At 68.5% G+C, this 17,073-nt stretch carries 13 protein-coding genes and 2 rRNA genes (1 of these 15 running past the window's edge); 3 read left to right on the top strand and 12 right to left on the bottom strand.

Annotated elements, in window-relative coordinates:
* Positions 1–103: 103 nt before the first annotated feature.
* Positions 104–394 (bottom strand): glutaredoxin family protein, encoded by a 291-nt coding sequence (locus tag N8I84_RS22960; RefSeq protein WP_263231272.1) that lies wholly within the window; start codon positions 392–394, stop codon positions 104–106.
* A 183-nt stretch (positions 395–577) separates the two neighbouring features.
* Here N8I84_RS22960 and N8I84_RS22955 point away from each other — a divergent pair, with 183 nt between their 5' ends.
* The 3 genes from N8I84_RS22955 to N8I84_RS22945 all read left to right on the top strand — a co-directional run bounded on the left by N8I84_RS22955 (position 578) and on the right by N8I84_RS22945 (position 5,445).
* Complete coding sequence (locus N8I84_RS22955; RefSeq protein ID WP_263231271.1) at positions 578–1,489, top strand: HAD family hydrolase; 912 nt, start codon at positions 578–580, stop codon at positions 1,487–1,489.
* 1,700 nt (positions 1,490–3,189) lie between these two features.
* Positions 3,190–3,963 (top strand): ECF subfamily RNA polymerase sigma factor, BldN family, encoded by a 774-nt coding sequence (locus N8I84_RS22950; protein ID WP_263231270.1) that lies wholly within the window; start codon positions 3,190–3,192, stop codon positions 3,961–3,963.
* A 264-nt stretch (positions 3,964–4,227) separates the two neighbouring features.
* Complete coding sequence (locus N8I84_RS22945; RefSeq protein ID WP_263231269.1) at positions 4,228–5,445, top strand: DUF5667 domain-containing protein; 1,218 nt, start codon at positions 4,228–4,230, stop codon at positions 5,443–5,445.
* A gap of 76 nt (positions 5,446–5,521) precedes the next feature.
* Here N8I84_RS22945 and N8I84_RS22940 read toward each other — a convergent pair whose 3' ends face one another.
* From N8I84_RS22940 to N8I84_RS22890, 11 genes are all read right to left on the bottom strand, one after another.
* On the bottom strand, positions 5,522–6,571 hold the full coding sequence (locus tag N8I84_RS22940) for a lysophospholipid acyltransferase family protein (RefSeq protein ID WP_263231268.1): 1,050 nt from the start codon (positions 6,569–6,571) through the stop codon (positions 5,522–5,524).
* A 14-nt stretch (positions 6,572–6,585) separates the two neighbouring features.
* Positions 6,586–7,647, bottom strand: coding sequence for an NAD-dependent epimerase/dehydratase family protein (locus tag N8I84_RS22935; protein WP_263231267.1), 1,062 nt, complete (start codon positions 7,645–7,647; stop codon positions 6,586–6,588).
* A gap of 324 nt (positions 7,648–7,971) precedes the next feature.
* Positions 7,972–8,070 carry a 30S ribosomal protein bS22 gene (locus tag N8I84_RS22930; protein ID WP_003948845.1) on the bottom strand — a complete coding sequence of 33 codons (99 nt, stop codon included), beginning with the start codon at positions 8,068–8,070 and terminating at the stop codon, positions 7,972–7,974.
* Positions 8,071–8,213: 143 nt separating this feature from the next.
* Positions 8,214–8,426, bottom strand: coding sequence for a helix-turn-helix domain-containing protein (locus tag N8I84_RS22925; RefSeq protein WP_158712621.1), 213 nt, complete (start codon positions 8,424–8,426; stop codon positions 8,214–8,216).
* Positions 8,427–8,555: 129 nt separating this feature from the next.
* The gene (locus N8I84_RS22920; RefSeq protein WP_263231266.1) at positions 8,556–9,371 is read right to left on the bottom strand and encodes a phosphatase; all 816 of its coding nucleotides are present in this window, start codon (positions 9,369–9,371) and stop codon (positions 8,556–8,558) included.
* A 948-nt stretch (positions 9,372–10,319) separates the two neighbouring features.
* On the bottom strand, positions 10,320–11,492 hold the full coding sequence (locus N8I84_RS22915) for an acetoin utilization protein AcuC (RefSeq protein WP_263231265.1): 1,173 nt from the start codon (positions 11,490–11,492) through the stop codon (positions 10,320–10,322).
* Entirely contained in the window at positions 11,443–12,684 is a 1,242-nt protein-coding gene (locus N8I84_RS22910) for an MFS transporter (protein WP_263231264.1), read from the bottom strand. Before N8I84_RS22910 ends, N8I84_RS22915 begins: the two co-directional genes overlap by 50 nt.
* A 78-nt stretch (positions 12,685–12,762) precedes the next feature.
* Positions 12,763–13,488, bottom strand: a complete 726-nt coding sequence (locus N8I84_RS22905; RefSeq protein WP_263231263.1) for a VC0807 family protein — start codon at positions 13,486–13,488, stop codon at positions 12,763–12,765.
* 93 nt (positions 13,489–13,581) lie between these two features.
* On the bottom strand, positions 13,582–14,226 hold the full coding sequence (locus N8I84_RS22900) for an HAD family hydrolase (protein WP_263231262.1): 645 nt from the start codon (positions 14,224–14,226) through the stop codon (positions 13,582–13,584).
* Positions 14,227–14,287: 61 nt separating this feature from the next.
* Positions 14,288–14,404 (bottom strand): 5S ribosomal RNA (rrf, locus tag N8I84_RS22895).
* 88 nt (positions 14,405–14,492) lie between these two features.
* Positions 14,493–17,073: ribosomal RNA gene (locus N8I84_RS22890) — 23S ribosomal RNA — on the bottom strand (it continues 542 nt past the right edge of the window).

Raw genomic sequence — 17,073 nt, 5'->3', positions numbered from 1 at the left:
ACGCGTGGTACTGCTGGGGGCTTCACCGCACACTCTCCTCAACGATCCCCGCCCCCAAGACCAGTCGCCCTCGATCCTAGGCGACTTTGCGGACCTCTTTGGACTACTCGGTCAGCGCCCTGCGCAGCCGCTGCTCGTCGACACGCCAGAAGGTGTGCTGGGCACCGTCGACGAGGACGACGGGGATCTGCTCCCAGTACTCGTCGTGGAGCCGCTGGTCCTGGGTGATGTCCTTCTCCTCCCAGGGCACGCCGAGCTCGCCGCACACCTTCTCGATGACGACCTGCGCGTCGTCGCAGAGATGACACCCGGGCTTCCGGATGAGGGTGACGAGCCGCTCGGTGGGGTTCTGGCCGCTGCTGTTACGCCGAAAGATGGGACTCATGTCGGCCATTCTCACTCCGGCGGAAAGCGGCGGCAGCCCGCGCTCACTACCTGGTCGGGCCCTCGCCCACCCCCCGTGCCACGCCAAGGGGATGACTCCTTGGGAGACCTTTGACGACTCCGTCGTGGAGAGTTCACAGCCTCCAAACTTCTCGAGTCCGGAACCACCGAACAGAGTGGCTATGCTCGCGTCATGGCCGCTCTCGGATGGCTCACTCCCCGTAGGCGCTCCGCCACGGCGCGGAGCGTGTTGGCAGGCGAGGCCTCGGCGGAGGCAGCGCGCAAGACCTCGCAGGAGGTCTCCGACCAGGAACAGCAGTTCCCGGTGCACGGCGACGACAAGGCGGCGGCGTTCTTCGACCTGGACAACACGGTGATGCAGGGCGCCGCGCTGTTCCACTTCGGCCGGGGCCTGTACAAGCGGAAGTTCTTCGAGACCCGCGATCTGGCGAAGTTCGCCTGGCAGCAGGCGTGGTTCCGGCTGGCCGGGGTGGAGGATCCCGAGCACATGCAGGACGCGCGGGACTCCGCGCTGTCGATCGTGAAGGGCCACCGGGTCTCCGAGCTGATGTCGATCGGCGAGGAGATCTACGACGAGTACATGGCCGAGCGGATCTGGCCGGGCACGCGGGCGCTGGCGCAGGCGCACCTGGACGCGGGGCAGAAGGTGTGGCTGGTGACGGCCGCTCCGGTGGAGATCGCCACGGTGATCGCACGCAGGCTGGGCCTCACCGGCGCCCTGGGCACGGTGGCGGAGTCCGTCGACGGCGTCTACACCGGCCGCCTGGTGGGCGAACCCCTCCACGGCCCGGCGAAGGCGGAGGCGGTCCGCGCGTTGGCGGTGGCGGAGGGGCTGGACCTCTCGCGCTGCGCGGCCTACAGCGACTCGCACAACGACATCCCGATGCTGTCGCTGGTGGGCCACCCCTACGCGATCAACCCGGACGCCAAGCTCCGCAAACACGCCCGCGCCTGCGACTGGCGCCTGCGCGACTACCGCACGGCCCGCAAGGCCGCGAAGGTCGGCCTGCCGGCAGCGGCCGGTGTGGGCGCGGTGGCCGGAGGCACGGCAGCCGCGATCGCCCTCCACCGCCGACGCCGCTGAACTCCGCGCCCCTTCCGACCGGGATGCCTCGACCCGGCCCACATCGCGCCACTGCGTCAGCCTCGGCCCACGTCGCGCCGCTGAGTCAGCCTCGATCCACGTCGCGTCCCTGAGTCAGCCCCAGCCCACGTCGCTGCGTCAGCCCCGGCTCCATGCCGCGTCGCTGAGTCAGCCCCGGCCCACGTCGCGCCGCTGAGTCAGCCTCGCTCGGAGCCGCGTCGCAGGCGTCAGCCTCGGCCAGGAGTTGCATCGCAGGCGTCAGCCTCGGCCCACGTCGCGTCGCTGCGTCAGCGTCGGTCCGGAGCCGCGCCGCTGAGTCAGCCCCAGCCCGCGTCGCTGCGTCAGCCCCGGCTCCATGCCGCGTCGCTGAGTCAGCCCCGGCCCACGTCGCGCCGCTGAGTGAGCCTCGCTCGGAGCCGCGTCGCAGGCGTCAGCCTCGGCCAGGAGTTGCATCGCAGGCGTCGGCCTCGGCCCACGTCGCGTCGCTGCGTCAGCGTCGGTTCGGAGCCGCGCCGCTGAGTCAAGCCCCAGCCCGCGTCGCTGCGTCAGCCCCGGCTCCATGCCGCGTCGCCGAGTCAGCCCCGGCCCACGTCGCGCCGCTGAGTGAGCCCCGCTCGGAGCCGCGTCGCAGGCGTCAGCCTCGGCCAGGAGTTGCATCGCAGGCGTCGGCCTCGGCCCACGTCGCGTCGCTGCGTCAGCGTCGGTTCGGAGCCGCGTCGCCGAGTCAGCCCCAGCCCGCGTCGCGTCGCTGAGTCAGCCTGGCCCACGTCGCGTCGCTGCGTCAGCCTCGGCCAGGAACTGCATCGCAGGCGTCAGCGTCGGAGAGGGGTCGCGTTACAGGCGGCAGCCTCGGTCCGGCCGCATCGCAGGCGTCACCCTCAGGCCCTAGCCGCATCGGGGAGCATGTCCCGGAGCCCAGCCCTCGCACCCCCGGGCCCAGGACCCTCAGTCCCCCGTACCCCCGCACCCCCGGGCCCAGGACCCTCAGTCCCCAGTCCCCCGCTCCCCCGCTCCCCTGGTCCCCAGCCGGAGGCTTCGCACCCTGCCCCTACCTGGGGGCCGCCCCCAGGCCCCGCCTAAGAGCCCCCCAGCCCCGATTCGGTCACCCGCCTGGCCCTCGAACACAAGACGGCTCGGACGTGCGTCCCTCCGCCGCTCGTACGCCGCCGCAGGCGTAGCCGCCCAGCCTCCGGCGCTCCCAGCGGACCCTCCCCCGCCTCCAACCCAGCGCGGGCTCCCTGTACGCACCGTGCACGGAGCGTTCCCGCATCCCAGTTCCGCGCCCGTCTCGAGCCCGCCTTGGTGGGGGTCCGGGGGCGGCAGCCCCCGGGAGGGGACGGGTAGGGGCGGCGGGGGCGAGCAAAGTGCCGTGGTCGGCGGCGACTTGTGGCGGCTGGGTGCATTCGGGCGTTTCTACCCCGCCCCCGGCCCGGCACTCCTCCCACCCCACACCCGGCCACAACACGCCCCGCACTCAGACGGAAGCCGAACTCAACCGATCAATAAACGGTCACTATGCGGCACTTGAGCAGGCGTCAATCGGTTACAGAAGCGACGTAATCGATGATTTGAGCAACTGGGTGTAGCGCTGCCTGTACTAAGCGTTATTCTCCTCAGACGCAAACCGGTACCCCTCCGTCGCTACGACGGGTGAACGGTCCCGCACTGCACGTGATGGAAGCTCTGCCACTGGGAGTCCCGTGTACCCACACGTCGGGGTTGACGCCTCGGGCCTGGCTACGCTCCGCGCGACGGTCCACGAGCTGTTGCGCGGATTCGTCCCCACCGCGTACGCCGCCCCCGCCTTCGCCACCGCCGCCCCCGTCGGCCCGTGCTACGCACTGGCGGACGGCAGCGCCGCGGTCGGCAGGCGCGGCCGCTCGGGCGCGGCCGCCGCCACCGCACGCCGCCCGGCCGCGGACAGCGACAGCGCCCGCATGATGGACCTCGTGGAGCGCGCCCAGGCCGGCGAGGCCGACGCCTTCGGGCGCCTGTACGACCAGTACAGCGACACCGTCTACCGCTACATCTACTACCGCGTCGGAGGCAGGGCCACCGCCGAGGACCTCACCAGCGAGACCTTTCTGCGCGCCCTGCGCCGCATCGGCACCTTCACCTGGCAGGGTCGCGACTTCGGCGCCTGGCTCGTCACCATCGCGCGCAACCTCGTCGCCGACCACTTCAAGTCCAGCCGCTTCCGGCTGGAGGTGACGACCGGCGAGATGCTCGACGCCAACGAGGTCGAGCGCTCTCCGGAGGACTCCGTGCTGGAGTCGCTCTCCAACGCCGCCCTCCTCGAAGCCGTGCGGCGACTCAACCCCCAGCAGCAGGAGTGCGTCACGCTCCGCTTCCTCCAGGGCCTGTCCGTCGCCGAGACCGCCCGCGTGATGGGCAAGAACGAGGGCGCGATCAAGACCCTTCAGTACCGGGCCGTCCGCACTCTGGCCCGACTCCTCCCCGAAGACGCCCGCTGAGACCCCCGGCCAGCCCTCGCCCACCCACCGGACGAACACTCAGCGCGACCGCCAACTCACCGTCCGTACAAGTCCGTTGTGTTCGCGATCCGATCATCCGCCGTCCGTAACCCAAGTGCCGAGCCGCTCGTTGTGCGGGATACAGGCTCCCTGTGGTCACACCCTGACCCTCTTTGATCACTCGATCGTGTGGATGCGGTCAGCGCGTGCAACCCTCAGGACCCCCTGGGGAGTCGACCGTCATGACGAGAGGAGGTGCCGCCAGTGATCGCGAACGTATCGGCACACCGGCGGGCGAACGCCTTCGCCCAGGCCCTGGAGGAGCAGTCCGACGACCGGGGCGCGGCGGCCGAGCAGCCCGAAGGACCGGCCCCGGCTGCTGCGGAACGGACCGATGAGACCCGCCTGTTGGGCCTCGCGACCCGTCTCGGCGAACTGCCCAGGCCGACGCTCGACCCGGAGGTCAAGGTCGTCCAGCGCGCGCGGCTTGTGGCCGCGATGGAGGCCATGTTCCGGGACGGCACGGCCCCGGCGGGCGAGGCGGCGAGCCCTTCGGTGCCGGAGCAACGACACGGGCGGGGCGCCCATCGTGCAACCACGCTGGGGAAGTTGCGGCCGCGGACACGGCTCACCAAGGGTCTCGCCGCGGGCGGACTCAGCGTCGGCGTGGCCGCGGCCTCCTTCGGTGGAGTTGCCGCCGCGAGTTCCGACGCCCTGCCCGGCGACTCCCTCTACGGCCTCAAACGCGGCATCGAGGACGTCAAACTCGACATGGCCGACGGGGACAACGACCGCGGGCAGCTCTACCTCGACCAGGCGTCGACCCGGCTGAGCGAGGCCCGACGGCTGATGGAGCGCGGCCGCGCCGGCGACCTCGACCACGAGTCCCTCACCGAGGTCCGCCGCACCCTGTCCGGCATGCGGCACGACGCGGCCGAAGGCCACCGCCTGCTGCACGAGGCGTACGAGCGGGACGGCTCACTGGCGCCCATCCAGACCCTCTCCGCCTTCTCCGAGTCCCACCGCGAGGCCTGGGGTGCCCTGCGCGAGCGGCTGCCCGCCCAGCTCGGGGACGTCAGTCAGGAGGTGTCGTCGGTCTTCGACGCCATAGACCGGGATGTCGCACCGCTGCAGTCGCTGCTGCCGCAGCCCCCGTCCCAGGGCGGCCCCGGCCGGCACCGCAGCTCCGCCCCGGGCTCCACGGGTTCCGCCGGCTCCGACGCCCCGGCCCCCAGCACCAGCGGCGGCTCCGCCCCCGGCACCCACAGCAGCAGCGGCAACCCCCAGCCGTCCAGCTCGAACAGCACCGGCGACGGCCTGCTCGGCGGCAACACGGGCGGTCTCCTGGACCCCCCGAAGGACAGCGCAAGCAGTTCCCCCTCGACGAGCAAGACCCCGTCCTCGGGGCCGAACGTCACGCTCCCGCCGTTGCTTCCGGGCCTGCTACCGGGCTTGGGCATCGACGGCGAGGAGAACAGGTAGGGAACCGGGAAACCGAGTGGGGGCGCCCCTTCCGCCAAGGGGCGCCCCCATCGTCGTACCGCAAACCGAGAACCGCTCAGAAGAACACAGACCTCCGCTGCACCAGCAGCTTGTACAAGGTGTGCTGAATCTGCTCCCGCACCTGATCCGTCAGGTTGAACATCAGCATCGGATCCTCCGCGGCCTCCGGCGGATACCCGTCCGTCTCGATCGGCTCCCCGAACTGAATCGTCCACTTCGTCGGCAGCGGAATCGCCCCCAACGGCCCCAGCCAGGGAAACGTCGGGGTGAGCGGGAAGTACGGGAACCCCAGCAGCCGAGCCAGCGTCTTCGCGTTGCCGATCATCGGGTAGATCTCCTCCGCGCCGACGATCGAGCACGGAATGATCGGCGCCCCGGCCCGCAGCGCCGTGGAGACGAAGCCGCCACGCCCGAACCGCTGCAACTTGTACCGCTCGCTGAACGGCTTCCCGATCCCCTTGAAGCCCTCCGGCATCACCCCGACGACCTCACCGCGATCGAGGAGCCGTTCCGCGTCCTCCGCGCACGCCAGGGTGTGGCCGGCCTTGCGGGCCAGTTCGTTCACCACCGGCAGCACGAACACCAAGTCGGCCGCGAGCAGCCGCAGATGGCGCCCGGCCGGGTGGTTGTCGTGCACGGCGACCTGCATCATCAGGCCGTCCAGCGGCAGCGTCCCGGAGTGGTTGGCGACGATCAGCGCCCCGCCCTTGTCCGGGATGTTCTCGATGCCCTTCACCTCGACCCGGAAGTACTTCTCGTACACCGGCCGCAGCAGCGACATCAGGACCTGGTCGGTCAGCTCCTCGTCGTAGCCGAAGTCGTCGACCTCGTAGTCGCCCGTCAGGCGTCGGCGCAGAAAGGCCAGCCCTCCGGCGATACGCCGCTCCAGGCCCCCTTCCCGGGAGCGGGCCGGCGGCCTTTCCTCGCGTGTCACGGGAACATCATCCTGCGGGAGGGCCTCGCCGTGCAGGGGCTGGACCTCGCGGACCACCGCGGGCTCCCCCTTCAACCGGCTGTTCCCGGCGCTCCGGCGCCGCGACGGCCGCTGCACGGCAGCCCCCCGGGACCGGTCGTCGTCGAACGGAATGACCTTGGCGTCCGCCATCGTTGATGCGCTCCTCAGTGGGCGGTTGGCGTCGGGGGGTGGCCACCGCCCAGGACGGGCAGTGCGGCGATCCGGTCGACGGCCCCCGCGAGGGCCTCCGGCGGCAGCAGTCCGGGCCCGCGACTGCGCGCGAAGTCCGCGAAGGTCTCCGCGGTCGTGTACTTCGGCTCGTAGCCGAGCGTCTCGCGCATCTGGTCCGTGGCCACGACCCGGCCGTGGGTGAGCAGCCGGATCTGCTCGGGCGAGAAGTCCGTCATGCTCAGCGTGCGCATCGCGGACCCGACCCACGTGACGGCCGGCAGCAGCAGCGGCACGGTGGGCCGGCCCAGGCGCCGCGCACACTGCGACAGCAGCAGCACACCGTCGCCGGCGATGTTGAACGTGCCGCTGTTGAGAGTGCCGCGCCGCGGCTCGTGCGCGCCGATGCGCAGCACCTCGATCACGTCGTCCTCGTGCGCGAACTGCAGCCGCGGGTCGTAACCGAACACGGTGGGCAGGACCGGCAGCGAGAAGTACGACGCGAGAGGCGTGTCGGCGTGCGGTCCGAGGATGTTGGCGAACCGCAGCACGCACACGGCGACGTCGGGCCGGCGCCGCGCGAAGCCCCGCACGTACCCCTCGACCTCGACGGCGTCCTTGGCGAAGCCGCCGCTCGGCAGCGACTTGGGCGGGGTCGTCTCGGTGAACACGGCCGGGTCGCGGGGCGCGGACCCGTACACGTTCGTACTGGACTTCACGACCAGCCGTTTGACGCTCGGGGACTTCTGGCAGGCGCCCAGCAGCTGCATGGTGCCGATGACGTTGGTCTCCTTGACCGTGGCCCGGCTGCCGCTGCCCAGCGCGGTGCCGGTCACGTCCATGTGGACCACCGTGTCCACGGAGTGCTCGGCGAGCACCCGGGCGATGGTGGGCTGGCGGATGTCGGCCCGGATGAACTCCGCGCCGCCCAGATGGTGCTCGGGCGGTACCGCGTCCACCGCGATGACGCGGTCGACCTCCGGGTCACGCTGGATCCGTCGTACGAACCGGCCGCCGAGCCGGCGGGCCACTCCGGTCACGAGCACGACCTTGCCCAAGATCAGCGCCTCTCTTCCCGTCGCGTCCAGTAGTGGACGTAGCTCTGTCCGCCAGCCTGCCGCGTTCCCCGTATGCGGCCAACTTAGCGGGTCGATGTTGCGCTGTGATGACCGCCCGATGCACGAAGTGACGACCCACCCGTACGTACGACCGGACCAAGCCATTCGCGTCACAGGCGTACGCACCGCCGGAACGCACGCAGAACAGACGCACATCCGGAAACGCACCCACCCGGAAAACGACAAACACCCCCCACCAGTGGTGGGGGGTGTTGCGCGCGCTCACGCACAGAAGCGAGGGACGCCCCTGGACGGGGCCGCACCTTACTTCTTGTTGCGACGCTGAACGCGAGTGCGCTTGAGCAGCTTGCGGTGCTTCTTCTTGGCCATCCGCTTGCGCCGCTTCTTGATAACAGAGCCCACGACTACCCTCGCTCACTTCTCATCACTCGGTGCTGGGCGCCATGGGCCCACACGACCTACGAGGGGCTAGCCTACCCGGCCCGAGCGCTGAGGTTGTAATCGAGGTCCCGCCGGAGTCCGCAACGGCCTCCGGCGGGCCGCCGTCAGACCGTCTCCACCCCCACATAGCTGTCGCGGAGGTACTCGTGAACCGCTTGCTCCGGGACCCGGAAGGACCTCCCCACCCGGATCGCCGGCAGATGACCGCTGTGCACCAGCCGGTACACGGTCATCTTCGACACTCGCATCACCGAGGCGACTTCCGCCACGGTCAGGAACTGAACCTCGTTCAGAGGCCTCTCGCCAGCTGCAGCCATGACACACCTGCACCTTCCGCACTCGACGGCCACCGGCTTCCCCTTCCGGTGACTCTTCGTCGCTGCGTGCTCACTCCCCAATGTAGGTGCGGATGATGCAAGTGGGGAAGAGGGGATGGCATCCGAGGCCTACTGTGACAGACACGCTCGATTGAGTACATAGCGAGTAAGCGGTCGGTAGTAATCAGACCGCACAGCGTCATCAAGTGGAACGACGACGGAAACCCGTCCCTCCGCCTCGCCGACGAAGAGCGCCGGATCGTCCGTATCGGCGAGGCCGATCGCGTCGAACCCCAGCTGACCTGCTCCGCAGACCCAGCCGTGGTCCCCGATGACCAGTTCCGGCAACGGGCCGCCGGCTTCCGCCGCGGCGGCCAGCGCGGTGCGAAGCGGGAGCGGCGAGTGCGTGTGTGCGCCGGGCTCACAACCGGCTCTTCCGGAACCTGGTTCCCGTACGAGGGCGACTCCTCGTACGTAATCAAGGTTGTACGTGCGTAGGCCGAACCGGGTCGTTATGTCGACACAGCGACCCTGCGCCGGGGTGAGGACGGCACATCCCGCCGCCGACAGGGCGTCCGCGAGCGCGGCGTAGAACCCGAGCAGCCGGTGCGGGTGCCCGGTGCCCAGCAGCACCGCCTCGCGGTGGCGCGCGGCCCTGGCGAGGCGCTCGGCGAACGCCTCGAGCCCCTCCAGCGTGCGTTCGGGATCGATCACATCATGGCCGGACACATACCGTGGATCGGCCGAAACTCCGCACTTGTCCGCCATCAACTCGATCAAATCCTCAGAACTCCATGTCCATTCGGGATCGAGTCCGATCAGTGCGCGGGGGTCGCGGGCAGCGAAGAGCCGATAGCTGCGCAGGCTCTCCTCCCGGGACGTGGCCACGGTCCCGGCCAGCCGGGCAGCCAGCAGATGCGCACGCAGTGCGCCGGTGCTCAACACGCCAGCGATGCTGTCCCAATCACCTCCCCCGCACGTCCAGAACGCAGACAACACCCCACAGTCGGCGTAACAGCCCCCCACCTGAGGACTGCGTCCCCAGCCCCACTGTCGGCCTTCGACCTCGCCGTCGAACGCCGGAGGGGCTGAACTCTCAGCCCCTCCGGCGTTCGAGGAGCAGGGATCCGGGGGCTGGCCCCCGAATGGGGCCTGGGGCGAGGCCCGGCAGGGTGCGGGGGCGAAGCCCCGGCGGGGTGCGGGGGCGAAGCCCCGGCGGGGTGCAGGGGCGCGGCCCCGAAGGGGATCTGGGGCGAAGCCCCAGCGGGGTGCGGGGGCGAAGCCCCGCGAGGGGTGCAGGGGCACGGCCCCGAAGGGGATCTGGGGCGAAGCCCCAGCGGGGTGCGGGGGCGAAGCCCCGCGAGGGGTGCAGAGGTCTGGTCCCCGAACGGGGCCTGGGGCCAACCCCAGGCTAGGCCCCAGGGCGAAGCCCAGGCGGGGTGCGGGGGCGAAGCCCCGCGAGGGGTAGAGAGGGCTGGGCCCCAAACGGGGTAGGGGCGAAGCCCCAGCGGGATCCCGGGGCGAAGCCCCCGCGAGGGATGCAGGGAAACCACAGTCCCCGCCGGGGTTTCAGGGGCGAAGCCCAAGCGGAGTCCCGGAACGGAGCCCCGCGGGGGAGCAGGGGGACGCAGCCCCGCTGGAGATTCAGGGGCAGGCCTCCTGACGGCGTGTAGGGACGGTCACGCCAGGGTTGCAGGAGCGGAGCCCCTGACGGCATGCAGGGAACGTAATCCCCGCCCGGGGTCTAGGGCGAAGCCCAAGCGGGGTGCAGGGGACGCAGTCCCCGTCCGGGTTCCAGGGGCGGAGCCCCTGGTGGGGTTGAAGGGGCGGAGCCCCTGGAGGTGGGACGGGTAGGGGCGGCGGGGGCGAACCCAACCCGGGCGCGCCCGGAGGCTACGGCAGCAGCCCGCGCAGCGGATACGTCGCCTTCCGCGCCGCCAGCACCGCCTGGTCCAGCCGATCGGCCGGATCGTACCCGGACTCCCACCCCGAGAACGCCACCGGCCACCGCCCATCCGTCATCCGCGCCGGCGCCAACTGCCGCGACCGCGCGAAGACTTCCTGCCGCCACCCCTCCGGAATCACCGTCTCCGGCTCGATCGGCCGCCCCGCCGCGATGGCAACGAGATGCGTCCAGGAGCGCGGCACGACCTCCACCACCGCATAGCCGCCCCCACCCAGCGCGACCCACCGCCCGCCCGCGTACTCGTGCGCCAGGTCGTGACACGCGACCTGCACCGCCCGCTGCGCGTCCAGCGACACCGCGAGATGCGCGAGCGGATCCTCGAAGTGGGTGTCGGCCCCGTGCTGCGTCACCAGCACCTGCGGCCGGAAGTCCGCGATCAGCTCCGGCACCACGGCATGGAAGGCCCGCACCCACCCCGCATCGCCCGTCCCCGCCGGCAGCGCCACGTTCACCGCGCTGCCCTCCGCGTTCGGCCCACCCGTCTCCTCCGGCCATCCGGTCTGCGGGAACAGCGTCCGCGGATGCTCGTGCAGCGACACCGTCAGCACCCGCGGATCGTCCCAGAACGCCGCCTGCACCCCGTCCCCGTGGTGCACGTCCACATCGATGTACGCCACCCGCTCCGCCCCCAGCTCCAGCAGCCGGGCGATGGCGAGCGCGGCGTCGTTGTAGATGCAGAACCCCGACGCGCTGCCCGGCATCGCATGGTGCAGCCCGCCCGCGAAGTTCACCGCGTGCAGCGCGTCCCCGCGCCACACCGCCTCCGCCGCCCCGACCGACTGCCCCGCGATCAGCGCGGACACCTCGTGCATCCCGGCGAACGCGGGGTCGTCGAGGGTCCCGATCCCGTACGACCCGTCGGCCGCCCCCGGGTCCGCTGACGCGGCCTTCACCGCCTCCACGTAGTCCTCCCGGTGCACCAGCCGCAGCGTCGACTCGCCCGCGGGCTTCGCCGCGACCACGTCGACGTCCCGGTCGAGCCCGAAGGCGTCGACCAGTCTCCGGGTCAGCGCGAGCCGGACCGGATCCATCGGATGGTCCGGGCCGAAGTCATAGCCCGTTACTGCCTCGTCCCACATCAGCTGTGCGCGGCCGCTCATGTCCGCCACCGTATCGGTCTTGTCCGGGCTTGAACGAACGGGCGTACACCAGTGTCACCAGGACCAACGCCATCGGTACGAGCATGGCGCCCCGGTAGTTCCAGGCGTCCCCGAGCGCACCCACCAAGGGCGAGCCGATCAGAAAGCCCACGTAGTTGAAGATGTTCAGCCGCGCGATCGCCGTGTCCGAAGCCCCCGGGAACAGCCGCCCGGCGGCCGCGAACGTCTGCGGCACCAGCACGCACAGCCCCAGCCCCAGCAGGGTGAACCCGAGCATCCCGACCCACGCCCCAGGCGCACCCGCCACCACGGCGAACCCGAGCGCCGCCACCAGCGCCCCGAGCCGTACCACCGCCACGGCCCCGAACCGCCGCACCCCGAAGTCGCCGATGGACCGCCCGAGCAGCGTGGTGATCATGTAGACGTTGTACGGAACGGTCGCCAGCTGCTCCGAGCTGCCGAGCGTGTCCTGGAGATACTTCGCACTCCAGTTGGAGACGGTGGAGTCCCCGATGTAGGCGAAGGTCATCACCAGGCAGAGCGGCAGCAGCAACCGGAAGACGACGGTCCCGGCCTCCGTCTCCCGGCCCCCCGGGCCCTCCACGGCATCCCCGGCCTCCGGAACCGGGGCCGAGCCCCCGTCGACGTACCACCGACTGCCGACGAGAGCGGCCGGCAGCAGCACCGCGACGACCGGCAGATACGACACCCACAGCGCCAGATGCCAGTGCGCGCCCACCCAGGCGAGCGAGGCACCGACGATCCCGCCGAGGCTGTACGCGGCGTGGAACCCCAGCATGATGCTGCGCCCATACGTCCGCTGGAGGCTCACCCCGAGCATGTTCATGGAGGCGTCCAGCGCGCCGACGGTCAGCCCGAACGCGGCCAGCGCCACCGCCAGCTCGGCCATGTGCCCGCCGGCCCCCACACCGAGGAGGGCGAGCAGGACCACGGGCTGCGACCAGCGCAGCAGCCGACTGGGCCGTACGCGCTTCACCAGCTGCTCCGTCGTCACACTGCCCACACCGGCGAGAACGGGCACCGCGGCGAGGAAGACGGGAAGAAGCGCGTCGGATACGCCGTACCGGTCCTGGATGGCCGGAATCCGCGTCACCAGCAGGGCGAAGGTGGCGCCTTGAGCGAAGAAGCTGAACGCCAGCGAGGCCCTACCGCGCCGCAGCACATCTGTCATGGCGGCGAGCGTAGGGCCCCCGTCTACCCGAGGGTAGATCCAGCTGAAGATGATTTTTGTTCAGCTTTACCCGGCGGGTTACTCGGCGAAGGCGGGCGCGGGGGCGGCGACAGGGGCGGCACCGAGGTCCGCGTCGGCGTTCGTTTCGGCGGCCAGCATGTGCGCCATGGGGCCCGCGGCCAGGGCACCGCTGACGAGGAACCCGAGCACCATCGCGACGGCGAGGACGACCGAGCCGAGCCAGACCATCGTGTCCACGGGCAGGGTGTAGGCGCCCACCACCCGCACGACGCACTCACCGAGGAGCACCACACCCCACACCACCGAGAAGACCCGCTCGGCCCGCCGGAAGGCCGCGGACCCACTCTGCAGCCGCGCCCAGGCCGCCTCCCTGGCCGCGTCGCCCTTCACCAGCCAGGGCTTCATCCCGGCGGTCATCATCGGCTTGCCCAGCGCCACGGAGACCAGGATCCCGATCCCGATCGTGCTGCTCACGCCGCTGTCCTTGGCGAGCATCAGCCGCGGGTCACCCGAGACGAAGCTGAGCAGCAGCCCGACGACGTTCACCACGAGGATGAGGACGGCGAGGGCGTTGACCTTGCGCTCCTTCACCACGCCGAGGACGGTGCGCACGGCGGGCGGGACGCTGCTCCAGGCGAGCGCCGCGAAGGTGCTCATACCGAGGGCGTCCTTGAAGAGGTAGTACGACCCGACGGGCACCGCCACGTCCATGATGAGCGGCGCGAAGTTCTGCTTCTTGCTCTGGCTCTGGCTCTGGCTCTCGGAGACCGTGTTCGTCGTCATGCCCTCAGCTTCGCCGCCGTGAGGGGTCCGCCAGTAGAAACGATCGTCCGGAGCTCGGCATGACAAATGTCAGTGCCCGGACCCTGGTGCGGGTCATACGAGCAGGTCAGCCAACTCACCCATCATTGCGAAGAGTTGGGTGGCACCGGCGAGGCGGTCGGCGGGCGTCATGGCGGTGAACCCGTACACGTCCATGCCGGCGGCCACAGCGGCTTGCACACCGAGCGGGCTGTCCTCGACGACCACACATCTCTGCGGCGCGACGCCCATCCGCTCGGCCGCGTACAGGAACAGGTCGGGCGCCGGTTTGCCCCGCCCCACGTCCTGCGAGCTGAAGACGCGACCGGCATCGAACCACCGGTCGAGCCCGGTCGTCCGGTGCCCTACCCGGATCCGGTCATGGCTGCCGGAGGACGCCACACAGAACGGCACTCCATCGGCCGTCAGCTTCTCCAGCACGTTCTCGACGCCGGCGACCGGCTGCAACTCCCGCTCGAACGCGGCGAAGACGCGTGTGTGGAAGACGTCGTCGAAGTCGTCCGGCAGCCGCTCTCCGGTCCGTTCCAGGACGAGGTCGTGGATGCGGTGCATGGCCGAGCCCATGTAGTCCCGGATGGAGTCCTCGTAGGTCGTCGGGTGCCCCAACTCGGTGAGGTAGGCGGCCAGGTGCCGGTTGGAGATGGGCTCACTGTCGACGAGGACGCCGTCGTTGTCGAAGATGACGAGGTCATAGCGCATGACTCGACCCTAAACGCAGAAAACCCCCGTGCCGAATAGCACGGGGGTTTTCTCAAGAATTGTTCGGCGGTGTCCTACTCTCCCACAGGGTCCCCCCTGCAGTACCATCGGCGCTGTAAGGCTTAGCTTCCGGGTTCGGAATGTAACCGGGCGTTTCCCTCACGCTATGACCACCGAAACACTATGAAACTGACAACCCGGCCGCCGTGACAATCACGGCGGGGTTGTTCGTGGTTTCAGAACCAACACAGTGGACGCGAGCAACTGAGGACAAGCCCTCGGCCTATTAGTACCAGTCACCTCCACCCGTTACCGGGCTTCCAGACCTGGCCTATCAACCCAGTCGTCTACTGGGAGCCTTACCCCATCAAGTGGGTGGGAGTCCTCATCTCGAAGCAGGCTTCCCGCTTAGATGCTTTCAGCGGTTATCCCTCCCGAACGTAGCCAACCAGCCATGCCCTTGGCAGAACAACTGGCACACCAGAGGTTCGTCCGTCCCGGTCCTCTCGTACTAGGGACAGCCCTTCTCAAGACTCCTACGCGCACAGCGGATAGGGACCGAACTGTCTCACGACGTTCTAAACCCAGCTCGCGTACCGCTTTAATGGGCGAACAGCCCAACCCTTGGGACCGACTCCAGCCCCAGGATGCGACGAGCCGACATCGAGGTGCCAAACCATCCCGTCGATATGGACTCTTGGGGAAGATCAGCCTGTTATCCCCGGGGTACCTTTTATCCGTTGAGCGACGGCGCTTCCACAAGCCACCGCCGGATCACTAGTCCCGACTTTCGTCCCTGCTCGACCCGTCGGTCTCACAGTCAAGCTCCCTTGTGCACTTACACTCAACACCTGATTGCCAACCAGGCTGAGGGAACCTTTGGGCGCCTCCGTTACCCTTTAGGAGGCAACCGCCCCAGTTAAACTACCCATCAGACACTGTCCCCGATCCGGATCACGGACCCGGGTTAGACATCCAGCACGACCAGACTGGTATTTCAACGACGACTCCACCCGAACTGGCGTCCAGGCTTCACAGTCTCCCAGCTATCCTACACAAGCCGAACCGAACACCAATATCAAACTGTAGTAAAGGTCCCGGGGTCTTTCCGTCCTGCTGCGCGAAACGAGCATCTTTACTCGTAGTGCAATTTCACCGGGCCTATGGTTGAGACAGTCGAGAAGTCGTTACGCCATTCGTGCAGGTCGGAACTTACCCGACAAGGAATTTCGCTACCTTAGGATGGTTATAGTTACCACCGCCGTTTACTGGCGCTTAAGTTCTCAGCTTCGCCCACCCGAAAGTGAGCTAACCGGTCCCCTTAACGTTCCAGCACCGGGCAGGCGTCAGTCCGTATACATCGCCTTACGGCTTCGCACGGACCTGTGTTTTTAGTAAACAGTCGCTTCTCGCTGGTCTCTGCGGCCACCCCCAGCTCAGGAAGCAAGTTCCCTCACCAGACGTGGCCCCCCTTCTCCCGAAGTTACGGGGGCATTTTGCCGAATTCCTTAACCATAGTTCACCCGAACGCCTCGGTATTCTCTACCTGACCACCTGAGTCGGTTTAGGGTACGGGCCGCCATGAAACTCGCTAGAGGCTTTTCTCGACAGCATAGGATCATCCACTTCACCACAATCGGCTCGGCATCAGGTCTCAGCCGTATGCAAGGCGGATTTGCCTACCTTGCGGCCTACACCCTTACCCCGGGACAACCACCGCCCGGGATGGACTACCTTCCTGCGTCACCCCATCACTCACCTACTACCAGCTCGGGTCACCGGCTCCACCACTCCCACCAACGTCAAAGACGGTGGCAGGCGGCTTCACGGGCTTAGCATCACTGGATTCGATGTTTGACGCTTCACAGCGGGTACCGGAATATCAACCGGTTATCCATCGACTACGCCTGTCGGCCTCGCCTTAGGTCCCGACTTACCCTGGGCAGATCAGCTTGACCCAGGAACCCTTAGTCAATCGGCGCACACGTTTCTCACGTGTGAATCGCTACTCATGCCTGCATTCTCACTCGTCAACCGTCCACAACTACCTTCCGGCGCTGCTTCACCCGGCAGACGACGCTCCCCTACCCATCACAGCCTCCGTTGGGAGTACATGCTGCAATGACACGACTTCGGCGGTACGCTTGAGCCCCGCTACATTGTCGGCGCGGAATCACTAGACCAGTGAGCTATTACGCACTCTTTCAAGGGTGGCTGCTTCTAAGCCAACCTCCTGGTTGTCTGTGCGACTCCACATCCTTTCCCACTTAGCGTACGCTTAGGGGCCTTAGTCGATGCTCTGGGCTGTTTCCCTCTCGACCATGGAGCTTATCCCCCACAGTCTCACTGCCGCGCTCTCACTTACCGGCATTCGGAGTTTGGCTAAGGTCAGTAACCCGGTAGGGCCCATCGCCTATCCAGTGCTCTACCTCCGGCAAGAAACACACGACGCTGCACCTAAATGCATTTCGGGGAGAACCAGCTATCACGGAGTTTGATTGGCCTTTCACCCCTAACCACAGGTCATCCCCCAGGTTTTCAACCCTGGTGGGTTCGGTCCTCCACGAAGTCTTACCTCCGCTTCAACCTGCCCATGGCTAGATCACTCCGCTTCGGGTCTTGAGCGTGCTACTCCAACGCCCTATTCGGACTCGCTTTCGCTACGGCTACCCCACACGGGTTAACCTCGCAACACACCGCAAACTCGCAGGCTCATTCTTCAAAAGGCACGCAGTCACGAGACACCAGCAAGCTGATGTCCGACGCTCCCACGGCTTGTAGGCACACGGTTTCAGGTACTATTTCACTCCCCCCCCGGGGTACTTTTCACCATTCCCTCACGGTACT

The organism is Streptomyces cynarae (assembly GCF_025642135.1).
In the GTDB taxonomy this organism is placed as follows: Bacteria; Actinomycetota; Actinomycetes; order Streptomycetales; family Streptomycetaceae; genus Streptomyces; species Streptomyces cynarae.
This window is presented reverse-complemented; position numbering and strand designations above follow the sequence as displayed.

Bases quoted from the DNA above. Each gene is read 5' to 3' on its own strand.
- N8I84_RS22915 (WP_263231265.1), bottom strand. From the start codon at position 11,492: ATGAGCGGCCGCGCACAGCTGATGTGGGACGAGGCAGTAACGGGCTAT.
- N8I84_RS22925 (WP_158712621.1), bottom strand. From the start codon at position 8,426: ATGGCTGCAGCTGGCGAGAGGCCTCTGAACGAGGTTCAGTTCCTGACC.
- N8I84_RS22900 (WP_263231262.1), bottom strand. From the start codon at position 14,226: ATGCGCTATGACCTCGTCATCTTCGACAACGACGGCGTCCTCGTCGAC.
- N8I84_RS22960 (WP_263231272.1), bottom strand. From the start codon at position 394: ATGGCCGACATGAGTCCCATCTTTCGGCGTAACAGCAGCGGCCAGAAC.
- N8I84_RS22955 (WP_263231271.1), top strand. From the start codon at position 578: ATGGCCGCTCTCGGATGGCTCACTCCCCGTAGGCGCTCCGCCACGGCG.
- N8I84_RS22910 (WP_263231264.1), bottom strand. From the start codon at position 12,684: ATGACAGATGTGCTGCGGCGCGGTAGGGCCTCGCTGGCGTTCAGCTTC.
- N8I84_RS22905 (WP_263231263.1), bottom strand. From the start codon at position 13,488: ATGACGACGAACACGGTCTCCGAGAGCCAGAGCCAGAGCCAGAGCAAG.
- N8I84_RS22940 (WP_263231268.1), bottom strand. From the start codon at position 6,571: ATGGCGGACGCCAAGGTCATTCCGTTCGACGACGACCGGTCCCGGGGG.